Consider the following 12,268-nt stretch of genomic DNA (forward strand, 5'->3'; position numbering starts at 1 on the left):
TTATTCCATTCTCGGTGCGGATTTTTTTGCGAACGCGTGTTCGCAGCGGAAATTTGGCGATCAGGCCTCCGCAGCCAATGCCTGCTTCTCGCGTTCCAGTTTCAGGCAATCGAGGATCTTGGCGCCTGCCAGAAACACCGCACCGGTGCAGGCGAGGAACAGCAGTTTGCCCCCAAATCCGGGATACTCGACAAGATATTTGCTGCCGCGCTCGACCGCGCCGAGCGCCAAAGCATAGATTATCAGATACGCTTCCCAGTTGGTCTTGATAACAAATAGTCGTTTGACCATCCCGAACATGCGAACCCTTTCTTTAACCTCTCAAGTAGCAAGCATCATGCCACATCAGGGTAACTGCGCAAGGCGAAGGTTAACGCGGGGGCCCGTTGTAAGATAGTTCGACGCCTCGTTCGGCACCCGTGAAGATAACCTACAGCAGCGCCGAAAGATCCAGCGCGTCGAGCAACGCGGCGCGGGCACCCGTTACCGATTTTGCCAGCGATTCCTGCCCCAGGTCGGTAGTCTCGATTTCTTCGGGCCAATGGGCCGCGATCACGGCGGTCATGCGGTCAGCCTTCGCATCGTCCAGCAGGAAACGCGGATCGACTGTTGCCGGGTCTGCCGCGACGCGCAGCCTCAGGCATGCGGGACCTCCGCCGTTCGCCATGCTCTGGCGCACATCGACCGGGATCACCCGGCGGATAGGACCATTGCTTGCCAGCATTCCTTCCAGCCATGCCCTGACCGGCGCGCTTTCCCAGCTTTCCAGCGGAATGACGAGCGCCATCTCACCGCCGCCTCCCTCGCCGGGCAGGGACAGCAGCTGCGCGTTGAACAGGTAGGTCTTGATCGTCTCGGCCAGGCTGACCGCATCGGCGGGCACTTCGACCACTTGAAGCGCCGGAAACTTAGCACGGATTGCGTCGTAAGCGCCCTGCTGGTCAGCGAAAGCCTGCGCGTGGGTGAACAGCACCCGTTCGTTGGCCACCGATACAACATCGTTGTGAAACGCGCCCGCCTCGATCGCTTCCGGATTCTGCTCGATGAAGATTGTCCGCTCGGGATCGAGCCGGTGCAGGCGGGCCACCGCGCGGCTCGCCTGTTCGTGCTGGCGCGCGGGGAATTTACCGCCCGGCCGGCCGTAGACGAACAATTCGACGCCGGGTGCGTCATGCCCCTCGCACAGCCGCCCGTGATTGGCCGCACCTTCGTCGCCGAAGCTTGGCGGGACGGGATCGTGGACCGTGAAATGCGCGGGGTCTGCGAAAGCAACCTCCAGCTGCGCCTTCATCTCGGGCCATTCCATCCCCCGATGCGGCATGGTGACGAGGTTGGCCGGAGTCAAGTGACAGCGTTTGTCCGCCGTATCCGCCGCCGGGCTGACGGTGGCGGCGTTGGCGGTCCACATCGAACTGGCGGACCATGCCGCGGCGGTCAGGCGCGGGTCGATGGTCGCGTCCGCCCCCAGCGCGGCGAGCCAATCGCTGTTGGGTCGGCGCAGCGGCACGAAGAAGCCCTGCGCCAGCCCAAGCGCCATGTTGGCGCGCATCTTGTCCAACCCCTGCAGCGCTGCGGCGCGGGGATAGGAGGTTTCGCCCGCGTGCTTGGTTGCCGCCAGATTTCCCAGGCTGAGGCCCGCGTAATTGTGCGAAGGACCGACTATGCCGTCGAAATTGATTTCCCGGATCACCGCTCCACGCTCCACACCGTGTCGCCGGGGGTCACGTCCAGCACATCGGCTGCCCGGGAATCGATCGATACGGCGCCGTCTTCTGAGAATTGGCGCGCGCCGTAACAGGCACGGAAATCGGCGAGAGTGCCGGTGGCAACCAAGGCCCGCTCACCCTTTTCAAGACCGATCGCGGCCACATTCGCCGGCTTCGCTTCCTTGATGCTTTTGACCCGGTCGGTGCGTGCGATCATGGTCGGGCCGCCGTCGAAAATATCGACGTAGCCTTCCGCGGCAAAGCCTTCGTTCTCCAGCATCCGCATGGCTGCGCGGCCGGTGGGATGGGGCAGGCCGATCACGCTGCGCGCGCTGTCTTGCAGCATGGCGATATACACCGGATGCTTTGGCATCAGGTCGGCGATGAACTGGTTGCCGTTGATCGCGTTGAAATAATCCGCTTCCTGGAAACTCATCCCGAAAAACCGGCCCGCGACACCGTCCCAGAACGGCGATCCGCCGCGGTCGTCGATAATGCCCCGCAGTTCGGCGATCACCCGGTCCGCGAACCGCGCGCGGTGCATGGCGATGAACAGGTAGCGGCTGCGCGCCAGCAGCAGGCCCAGCCCGCCCGCACGTTCGCCCGGATGGAGGAACAGTCCGCCAACTTCGGAAGAACCCTCCAGATCGGTGGTCAGGCTGAGCATTTCGGCGCGGACGGTCCGGTCCAGTTCCTGCGAATGCTGCGTCAGGGTGGTCATCCGGTAGGAATAGAACGGCCATTGCTGGCCGACCTGGGTGAATATCTGACAGGTGCCGCGCACATCGCCGGTCGCGGAGTTTTCCAAGACCAGCACGAATTGCTCGTCTTCCAGCGTATCGCCCTCCCGCGCGAATGCGGCGGCAGCGCGTTCCAGCTTGACGCCGAGCGCGGCGCGATCGGGCGGCAGATTGGTAAACCCGCCGCCGGTCAGCTTGGCCATTTCATACAGCGCCTCAAGATCCTCGAGGCGCGCGGCGCGCATGCGGAAGGTCACAGTTCGTCTCCCGAAGCGAGGCGCGACAGCACCAGCGCAGACAAGGCCGCGCGTTCTTTCAGCGACGGCACGATCATGAATTCCTGGGGGCTGTGGATAGCGCCGCCGCGCACTCCCATCGTGTCGACCACCGGCACCCCGCAGGCGGCGATGTTGTTGCCGTCGCACACGCCGCCGGTGGATTGCCAGCCGATGTCCTGACCCAGCACCGCGCCGCAGTTCCGCACCAGATCGAACAGTTTCTGAGCCTGCCGGTCCACCGGCTTGGGCGGCCGGGTAACGCCGCCGTGAAGGTCGACGGAAACTTCGTGCGACTGGCGGATATCGCCCATCAGCGCCTGCAGACCGGCTTCGAACCGGTCGCCTGCCGAAGGTTCCTTGGGCCGGATGTTGAAGCGCAGTACAGCGTTATCCGGCACCACGTTATTGGCCGCGCCGCCTTCGATCTTTGCCGGGTTGACCGGACAATCCGGCGTTTCCAGCCCTTTGAGGCCAACGGTCAGCGCCGCCGCGGCGACAACCGCGTTGCGGCCGTCCTGCGGGTTGCGTCCCGCATGCGCCGACTTTCCCTTGACGATCAGCGAATAATTGCCGGTGCCGCCGCGTGCATGGGCCAGCGTACCGTCGGGCAGGGCGCTGGGTTCATAGGTCAGCGCGGCGTACTTGCCGCGTGCCAGTTCCTCGATCAGCGCTGAGGAGGACAGCGAGCCGGTTTCCTCGTCCGAATTGATCAGCACGTCGTAACCGATTTTTTCAGCGGTTCCGCTGGTTTCCAGAGCCAGCAAGGCGTGGAGCATGACTGCGATGCCGCCTTTCATGTCCGCAAGACCGGGACCGTTCAGCGTCACCTCGTCGAGCCATTCCTGGGCCTGGAACGGGTGGTCTGCGGGAAAGACGGTGTCCATATGGCCGGTAAACAGCAGCCGCCGCGCTGCGCCCGGGCGCACCCGCAGCACAAGATGCTGGCCGTGGGGCTTCTCGAACTCAGCGCCGCCCGCATCGATCCCGGTTACCGGAGCGGGATCGATCAATTGCACATCGCCGGGCAGCGCCGAAAAGGCCTCAGCGAGCAGGTTGGCCTGCGTTGCAAGGCCGGGCAGGTTCGCGGTGCCGGTGTTGACCGCGCTCCACGCCTGCGCCTGCGCGAGCATGGCAGCCTGATCGATTTGTTCGATCAATTCGGTTCCGTTCGGGTCCAGTCGTGTCATCTGCAACGATCCCTAGCCTCGGCCACGCGCCGGGCCAACCCCGGCGGCGGAATATTGCCCCGTGGACATCCGCCTGCACCGTTGCAATCGGTCGGCCTGCAGGCCATAGGACGGCTTCCTCCCCGGGAAACAAAGCAGATTTTGACATACCGCGCGGCCCATCGGTTGCGTGAACGATACGGGTGGATTTATGAGCAGTTTCGAAACGCGCGCCGGTCTTAAGGTTGACGGTGCCCTATGCGGCTTCGTCGAGCAGGAGGTGCTTGCGCCGCTGGGCCGGAAGCCCGCTGAGTTCTGGCAGGGCTTTGCCGATTTGCTGGACAAGTTCGCCCCCCGCAATCGGCAGTTGCTGGCGAGGCGTGACGAGTTGCAGGCGAAGATCGACGCATGGCACATCGAACGGCGCGGCCAGCCGCATGACGCAGACGCGTACCGCGCGTTCCTGCATGAAATCGGCTATCTGGTCGCCGCTCCTGCGGATTTCACCATTGCGACCGAGAATGTCGATCCCGAGATTGCGACGATGGCCGGCCCGCAACTGGTGGTGCCGGTGCTGAACGCGCGCTTCCTGCTGAACGCCGCCAACGCGCGCTGGGGTAGCCTGTATGACGCGTTTTACGGCACCGACGCGCTGGAGAACGCTCCCGAGGCCAAGGTCGCCGGTTACGATCCGGATCGCGGTGCGGCGGTGATCGCTGCAGGGCGGGCATTCCTCGATCTGGCGCTACCTCTCGTGGACCAGAGCTGGAGCGATATCACCGGCGATCATGACGGGAAATTGCAGGACCAGGGCCAGTATGCCGGCAAGACGGAACGGGGTTTGCTGTTCCGGAACAATGGCCTGCACGTCGAAGTGGTGTTCGATTCCACCAGCGCCATCGGCAAGACCGATCCGGCGGGAATTTCCGACATTATCCTCGAATCGGCGCTCACCACGATCTGCGACCTAGAAGATTCGGTCGCCGCGGTGGACGCGGAGGATAAATTGCTCGCCTACCGCAACTGGCTCGGCGTCAATCGCGGCGATCTGGAAGAAAGCTTCGAGAAGGGCGGCAAGACGCTGACCCGCAAACTTGCGGACGACAAGAACTTCACGGATGATGACGGCAACGTCCGCACGCTGCCCGGTCGCAGCCTGCTGTTCGTGCGTAATGTCGGCCATTTGATGACCAATCCTGCGATCCGCTTGCCCGATGGCAACGAGATACCCGAAGGCATCATGGACGCGGTGATCACCAGCGCGATCGGCGCGCAGGATGTGAAGGGGCTGGGGCTCTATTCGAACAGCCGCAAGGGTTCGATCTACATCGTCAAACCCAAGATGCACGGCCCGGAAGAATGCGCCTTTTCCAACGACTTGTTCGACGCTGTTGAGGATTTGCTCCAACTGCCGCGCAACACGGTCAAGGTCGGCGTGATGGACGAGGAGCGCCGCACCAGCGCCAATCTCGGCGCGTGTATCCATGCCGTGCGGGACCGGATCGTGTTCATCAACACCGGCTTCCTCGACCGGACCGGGGACGAGATACACACCTCGATGCAGGCCGGCCCGATGATCCGCAAGGGGGCGATGAAGTCCAGCACCTGGTTGACCGCTTACGAGGCCCGCAATGTCGGGATCGGCCTGCGCCACGGGCTTTCGGGCAAGGCACAGATCGGCAAGGGCATGTGGGCGGCGCCCGACCTGATGGGCCAGATGATGAAGGAGAAGATCGGGCACCTGAACGCCGGGGCGAACACCGCCTGGGTTCCCTCTCCCACCGCTGCGACGTTGCACGCGCTGCATTACCACCAGAAGGACGTGTTCGAGGTGCAGAAGGGGCTGGGCGTTGTCCCGGGTCTCGAACTGCTGCTGACCATCCCGTTGGCGGAGGGCACCAACTGGAGCGAGGCGGAAGTGCGCGAGGAACTGGATAACAACGCGCAAGGATTGCTCGGATATGTCGTGCGCTGGATCGATGCGGGGGTTGGTTGCTCCAAGGTGCCGGACATCCACGATGTCGGCCTGATGGAAGACCGCGCGACCCTGCGTATTTCCTCCCAGCACATGGCGAACTGGCTGCTCCACGGTGTGTGCACCGAGGAACAAGTGATGGATTCGCTGAAACGTATGGCGGAAAAGGTCGATGCGCAGAACGCTGGTGATCCGTCCTACGAACCGATGGCGGGCGATTGGGACGGGATCGCGTTCAAGGCCGCGTGCGACCTGTTGTTCAAGGGTGTGGACCAGCCGAGCGGCTATACCGAGCCGCTGCTCCACCAATGGCGCCGGGTGAAGAAGGCCGGCTGAGCCACCTTCAACACCCGGGCCTGGTCAGGTTATTCTAGCGGGCACCCTTGCTGGCGCGGCGCGTATCGCCTTCGCTACCGCGCTGGGTATCGGTACCCTTGGGGAAATTACCGCTACGCTGGACCGAGCCTTCTTCCATCCCGGTCTGATGTGCGGGATTCTTGTCGGTCTTGTTCTTTGGTTGGTTGCCGTCCTTGGCCATAATCGTTCTCCTTGCCGGTAGAACGTGCGGCGGCTGAATTCTTTCCGAGAATCTATCCGGATCAGCTCAGCCGCCGCGCCACTGCGACAAACTCTTCGACTGACAGTGTCTCGGCCCGGCGGGTCGATTCGATACCCAGCGTATCGAGCGCCTCCAGCGCGCCGGGAATACTTTTGAGGCTTTGCCGGAGCATCTTGCGCCGCTGGCCGAACGCGGCGGCGGTGACCGTTTCCAGGGTCCTGGCGGAAACCCCCTCCGGCATGGCGGCGGGGGTGATGTGGACGATTGCGCTCATCACCTTGGGCGGCGGGGTGAAGGCGCTGCGATGAACCTTCAGCGCCAGTCTGGCCGAACTCCGCCACTGCGCCAGCACCGCGAGCCGCCCGAAGGCCGAACCGCCGGGCGCAGCGACGATGCGCTGGGCGACTTCCTGCTGGAACATCAGCGTCAGGCTGGTCCACAGCGGCGGCCAGCTCTCTCCGCCGAGCCACCGGACGAACAGCGCGGTCCCGATATTGTAGGGCAGATTGCTGAGCACCGCGAAGGGTTCGTCGCCCATCAATTCTGCATGGTCCATCTTCAGTGCGTCGCCTTGGATCACGCGCAGCTGGCCGGGGAAGGCTTCGTCCAATTCGGCCAGAGCGGGCAGGCAGCGGCTGTCCATCTCGATCGCGGTCACGCGCGCTCCGGCGCGGAGCAATGCGCGGGTCAGGCCGCCGGGGCCGGGGCCAACCTCGAGCACGGCCTTGCCCGCCAGATCGCCCGGGATGGCGGCGATGCGAGCGAGCAATTGTTCATCGAACAGGAAATTCTGCCCCAGCGCCTTTGATGCGCTGAGGCCGTGACGGGCGATGACTTCGCGCAAGGGGGGCAGGGAGGGGCTATTCACCCATGCCCCTTACCCGTTCGCGGTGAGCGAAGTCGAGCCACTTGGCGGCAATGGAGCCGGATGGCGTTATCGGTGCGCTGGCATACGCCGAGCGGCCATCTCCCCGGCCATGCGGATCGCGGCGATCATTGCGCCGGGATCGGCCACGCCCTTGCCCGCGATGTCGAAGGCGGTGCCATGATCAGGACTGGTGCGGATCATCGGAAGGCCCAGCGTGACATTCACCCCGGAATCGAAATCGAGCGTCTTGAGCGGGATCAGCGCCTGGTCGTGATACATGCACAGCGCCGCATCGTAGGTCGGTCGTGCACGGGCGGTGAACAGCGCATCGGCGGGATGGGGACCGGTCACTTCCAGACCTTCGGCACGCAGCGACGCGATGGCCGGCGCGATGATCCGCGCTTCTTCGTCCCCGAACTTGCCATCCTCGCCCGCATGGGGATTCAATCCGGCTACGGCGAGGCGGGGGCGGTCGATACCGAAATCGCGCTGCAGTGCCGCCGCCGTAATCCGCGCGCGGCGGCAGATCAGCTCCGCCGTGAGCCGGCCGGGCACGTCGGCCAGCGCGCAATGCACTGTGAGCGGCACAGTGCGCAGCTGCGGCCCGGCGAGCATCATCACCGCGTCTTCCGCCTCCACATCGCAGGCGGCGGCGAGAAATTCGGTCTGGCCGGGAAAGTCGAAGCCCACCTCGGCCAGAAGCGATTTGGCTATCGGCCCGGTCACGAGCCCCGATGCGGCATCGGACAGAGCCATGCGGGTAGCTAGCGTAAGCGAGGACAGCGCCAGCGCGGCACCTTCGCGGGTCGGGTGTCCGGGGGTATAGGCGGGGCTGGCTGCGTCCGGCAGTTCAAGCACCGGCAGGGCATCGGCAAACGCCGCCGCCGCGCCGTCGGTCCCCGAAACACGCATGATCGGCAAGTCATGGCCGCCTGAGGCCGCCGCCGCGACGAGGATATCCGCGCCGCCAACCACGAAGAACGGCGGCAATCGCTCCGCCTGCCGCATTCTCCAGGCGGCGGCGATCAGTTCGGGACCAATCCCCGCCGGATCCCCGAGTGATACCGCGAGGGGCAACACAGCAAGGGGGTCCGGCAGGATCGTAGCCTCAGTTATATTCGATATACGCGTCGTTGCGCAGGTCGCGCAGGTAGCGCTGGGCTCGCTTGGCGATCCGGTCACCTTCCATCTGGCCCATCATCTCTTCGAAATCGGGCGTACTGCCAGCCGCGGCATCATCCCGTCCGCACATCATCAGGACGCTCACCCCGTCTTCGATCGAACCGAACGGCGGCGTCGATTGCCCCACTTGCAGTTCCAGCAGGCTTGGCTGCAAGCGGTCGGGCAGATCGCGGACCTTGATCGCGTCGTTCGCTACTACGGTCGCGTTGACCGTCGCAGCGACGTTGTCGACATCCCCGCAGCCGCGCATGGACTGGACGACCTGGCCGAATTCATCGATCCGGCCGGCGGCCACCGCTTCGGTGACGCCCGGTTCGAAACTGATCGAAATCTGCTTCAGGCTGAGCACCGCATCGCGCGGATCGGCCATCAGGATCTGGCGTTTGTCGATCAAATACATGATCTCGAAACCGCCGGGAATTTCGAACGGGCCGACCAATTGGCCAACCTGCATCCCGCGGGCCACGGTCTGCATTTCGGCAGGAAGCGTTTCGAGCCGGACAAATCCGAGATCGCCGCCGACCACTGCGGTCGAAGCGTCGGAAAACTGGCGGGCATAGGCCACGAAGCTGCCGCCCTGCTGGAGCTGCTGGACGATCCGGCGCGCATTTTCTAGCACGGCGTCACGCGTGGCGGGGGTTGCGGCGAGGAAGATTTCCCCGATCCGGAATTCCTCCGTACCGCGCGATTCTTCCATCCGCTCTAGCAATTCGCGGACTTCTTCTTCGGAGACATTCACGAACGGCGCAATCTGGCGGCGCTGCAGCCGCTCCCATGCCATTTCGCCCTCGATCTGGCGTTTCAGCGATGCGGCAGAAGAACCGATACTGGACAGATAGGCGTCCATCTTGGGGGTGTCGGACCCGAAATTCTGCGCCGCGACCTGCGCGTAACGCCGGTTGATTTCCTCGCGCTCGACAACGATTTCCTGTGCCGCCGCTTCCTGGATCTTCAGGGTTTCGTCGATCAGGTTGCGCAGCACCTGCTCGCGCACGCGCTGCAATTCCGCCTCGGGAATTTCCCCATCGGACGCGGCGACCAGCAAGGCCGTGCGCTGGTCCACGTCGGTGCCGGTGATGACCGCGCCGTTCACCAACGCAGTCGCGCGCCGCACGTTGGGATCGCTCTTGCCCAGCAGAGTGGCGTTTTCGGGAATGTTGAGCGTATTGGTTACCGTAGCGTCGGCCTGCGCCTGCGCGGCAACAGGGGACACGACCAGACCGAAGCTGGCGATTCCGGCGAGAAACTTGGACATTGTATTCTGGCTCACACTGTAATTCCGATATGTGGCGCGGGGCTTCCCGCACGATGATCCGTGGCACGGGTTTTGCCGTGATCCGGCTTAACCGTAGCTGAGTGGCGGCTTGAATAGCGGGTTTGCCGCCCGCTGCCAATTGCCGCCTTGTGGCTAAGTCTGGCGCGCTCCTGACGGTCCGCAGAGCTTAGCGGAATCCAAGGTTGCGCAGGTTGAAATACAACTGGAACGTGTCCCCGCGTTCGGCATCGCCCGAGGTCACGTAATCGCGCCGCCAGGTCAGTCCCAGTTCCAGGCAATCGTCTTCATAGGCGACGCCCAGCCGGGTGCGGACCGCTTCGAATCCATCGGAATTGAACGTCGGATCCTCGGTACGGTCGGTCAGGTTGAACACCCCCGAACCGAACACCGACCAGTAATCGGCAAAGCGCACGCGGGCCGCGGCGCGCAATTCTTCGCGGTCCTGCAAATCCTCGACGAATTCGTCGATGTCGCGGTTGAGCTTGAGATAGCCGACCTCGACATAGGTCTGGCGCGAACCGACCGTGGCGTCGAATTCGTTACGGCGCAATTTCAGGCTGTCCTTGTCCAGCCGGTAACGGTGCGTCAGCTTGACGAAGTCGCGGAAACGGACCTCGGTGCGGCCGACGAAATCGGATACGCGCTCGCTCAGGCCGGTCCCGTCCACCAGGATGTCGGATGCTTCCTTGAACCGGTAGGACTGGCCGAGCGTGGTTTTGAAGCGCCAGCCGGGGCGCTGCACTTCCCAGTCGAACCCATAGGTAACCCGGACCCCGTCCTCGACCCGGTCATAGCCGGGGAAGCGGTTGAGCGCGAAGAGGTTGGAATCCTCGAGGTCGATCGCGCGGCTGTCCTCGTTGGGAACCGCCAGATTGCGGATCGGGGGGCTGGCCACCAGCTGCACACGCGGGGTGAACACCTGCGTTCCGCCAAGGAATTCGCCGACGAGCGGCCATTTGACGTCCACCGCGCCCACCGCGATGCCGCGGCCCTGCCAGCCAGGCGAACCGCGATACGTAACCGTGTCGGTCAGCGCGTTGTCGCTGCTGTGGTAGACATCGCCCCGCGCCAGTGCGGTCAGCGAAACGAGCTGGCCCAGGCCGGTTATGCCGCGCAGTTCCCACCGCGCGCTGGCGAAGGCGCGCTGGGTATCCTGACCGTCCTCGCGGAACAGGTTGAGCGAATTCAGCTGGAGTTCCACCTTGCCGCCCAGCACCGGATCGTCCAGCCTTCGGCGGTAATCGACCACCGGCAGGACCATGGGGACCTGTCCCTGATCCTGTCCCAGCCGCATCGTCTGGGTGGCCCAGCCTGCAAACGAGAAATAACTCTGCTCGTCGATCCGCTCGACATTGATGGTCGAGCGCAGGCGATCGTCGTTGCTGATATCGTAACGGCGCAGGAACGTCCGGTCGGTGGCGAGGCGAACCGACCCGCTGACGCTCCATTCCGGGTTGAACTGGAATTTTCCGTTCGCCGCCAGATAGCCGCGCAAGTCCCGCTCAGAGGTCGGATCGCCGGTAAAGCTGGAAATCCGGCGGCTTTCGGTCAGGTAGCCGGTAATCTGGTACGCTCCCTTGTCGACCAGGTGGCGATAGGTGCCGGACACCATCGGCGGTGCTTCGGTGAACACCGTGCCGACCAGTGTCAGGTCCCGGTTATCCGCCATGCGCCAATAATAACTGCCCGATACTTCCAGCCCGTTGGACTGGCCGATGCGGAAATCGGGCACCATGAAGCCGGATGCGGCGCCGCTGTCGGTGCGCAGGGCAAGACCCGGTAGCGGCAGCAGCCGCGCGCCGAACAATTCGAGATAGGCTCCACGAAACCGGACGCGGCGGTTTTCCGGATCATAAGTCACCCGGTCCGCGGTCACCCGCCAACTGGGCTTCTTGGGGCATCCGTCCGAATCTTCGACCGCGCACGCGCTGTAAGCCGCCTGGTTGAGGGTGATGGTGCCGTCTTCGCCGCGGCTGCCGCTGTTGGCGGCGAGGCGGCCCCCTTCGCGCAGGGCTAGCAGCAAGTCCTCCATCGCGCCGGTTTCGAATTTGTCGTTCAGCTCCAGCCGCTCGGTATAGAGCTGGTTGCCATCCTGATCGACGAATCGGACATCTCCCGATGCGGTAATCTGGCCGCTCTTGCGGTTCCAGCTGACTTCCTGCGCGCGCACCGACTGGTCTTCGCTGCGCAGCACCACGTTGCCGCTGGCGGTCACCACTTCGTTTTCCGAATCGTAGGCGAGATTGTTCGCCTCGAAATCGATTTCGCGCGGTTCCGCCGTAGTCTCGGCCGCGGGTTCGGCTACGGCCTCTGCGGTTGCGGGTGGGGGCGGCGCCTCCTGCGCCAGCGCCGAACCATAGGCGCACGGCGCGGTGAAACCTGCCAGCGCGAAGGCCAGCAAACCGGTGGTGCGGGAAGATCGGATATGGTTCATGGAGGGCGGCGCGATCTTGTCTTGGTCTGCCAATTGGCTGTAGCCAGTCGGGCTGGGGTCGGCGGGGGGCATGGGTTGCCTATC

10 protein-coding genes are annotated in these 12,268 nt (G+C 64.1%); 1 reads left to right on the forward strand and 9 read right to left on the reverse strand.

The window, feature by feature from the left end; translation table 11 throughout:
- Nucleotides 1–60: 60 nt before the first annotated feature.
- The 4 genes from GRI65_RS01570 to GRI65_RS01585 form a co-directional block, all read right to left on the reverse strand.
- A complete protein-coding gene (locus GRI65_RS01570; protein WP_160754783.1) occupies nucleotides 61–300 on the reverse strand; it encodes a hypothetical protein in 240 nt (79 codons plus the stop codon).
- Nucleotides 301–430: 130 nt separating this feature from the next.
- The gene (locus GRI65_RS01575) at nucleotides 431–1,690 is read right to left on the reverse strand and encodes an N-succinylarginine dihydrolase (RefSeq protein WP_160754784.1); all 1,260 of its coding nucleotides are present in this window, start codon (nucleotides 1,688–1,690) and stop codon (nucleotides 431–433) included.
- On the reverse strand, nucleotides 1,687–2,703 hold the full coding sequence (locus GRI65_RS01580) for an arginine N-succinyltransferase (RefSeq protein WP_160754785.1): 1,017 nt from the start codon (nucleotides 2,701–2,703) through the stop codon (nucleotides 1,687–1,689). Before GRI65_RS01580 ends, GRI65_RS01575 begins: the two co-directional genes overlap by 4 nt.
- A complete protein-coding gene (locus GRI65_RS01585) occupies nucleotides 2,700–3,911 on the reverse strand; it encodes a hydrolase (RefSeq protein ID WP_160754786.1) in 1,212 nt (403 codons plus the stop codon). Before GRI65_RS01585 ends, GRI65_RS01580 begins: the two co-directional genes overlap by 4 nt.
- A 190-nt stretch (nucleotides 3,912–4,101) precedes the next feature.
- Between GRI65_RS01585 and GRI65_RS01590 the strand changes: the two genes are divergently transcribed.
- Entirely contained in the window at nucleotides 4,102–6,201 is a 2,100-nt protein-coding gene (locus GRI65_RS01590; protein WP_160755547.1) for a malate synthase G, read from the forward strand.
- 34 nt (nucleotides 6,202–6,235) lie between these two features.
- Here GRI65_RS01590 and GRI65_RS01595 read toward each other — a convergent pair whose 3' ends face one another.
- From GRI65_RS01595 to GRI65_RS01615, 5 genes are all read right to left on the reverse strand, one after another.
- The gene (locus GRI65_RS01595) at nucleotides 6,236–6,403 is read right to left on the reverse strand and encodes a hypothetical protein (RefSeq protein ID WP_160754787.1); all 168 of its coding nucleotides are present in this window, start codon (nucleotides 6,401–6,403) and stop codon (nucleotides 6,236–6,238) included.
- A gap of 61 nt (nucleotides 6,404–6,464) precedes the next feature.
- A complete protein-coding gene (gene rsmA, locus GRI65_RS01600; RefSeq protein ID WP_160754788.1) occupies nucleotides 6,465–7,292 on the reverse strand; it encodes a 16S rRNA (adenine(1518)-N(6)/adenine(1519)-N(6))-dimethyltransferase RsmA in 828 nt (275 codons plus the stop codon).
- Nucleotides 7,293–7,358: 66 nt separating this feature from the next.
- Entirely contained in the window at nucleotides 7,359–8,369 is a 1,011-nt protein-coding gene (gene pdxA / locus GRI65_RS01605) for a 4-hydroxythreonine-4-phosphate dehydrogenase PdxA (protein ID WP_232843881.1), read from the reverse strand.
- A 31-nt stretch (nucleotides 8,370–8,400) separates the two neighbouring features.
- Nucleotides 8,401–9,744, reverse strand: coding sequence for a peptidylprolyl isomerase (locus tag GRI65_RS01610; protein ID WP_332872574.1), 1,344 nt, complete (start codon nucleotides 9,742–9,744; stop codon nucleotides 8,401–8,403).
- Between the two features lie 172 nt (nucleotides 9,745–9,916).
- Nucleotides 9,917–12,256, reverse strand: a complete 2,340-nt coding sequence (locus GRI65_RS01615) for an LPS-assembly protein LptD (protein WP_232843882.1) — start codon at nucleotides 12,254–12,256, stop codon at nucleotides 9,917–9,919.
- Nucleotides 12,257–12,268: the final 12 nt, after the last annotated feature.

This window comes from Allopontixanthobacter sediminis, assembly GCF_009828115.1.
Taxonomy (GTDB): Bacteria; Pseudomonadota; Alphaproteobacteria; order Sphingomonadales; family Sphingomonadaceae; genus Allopontixanthobacter; species Allopontixanthobacter sediminis.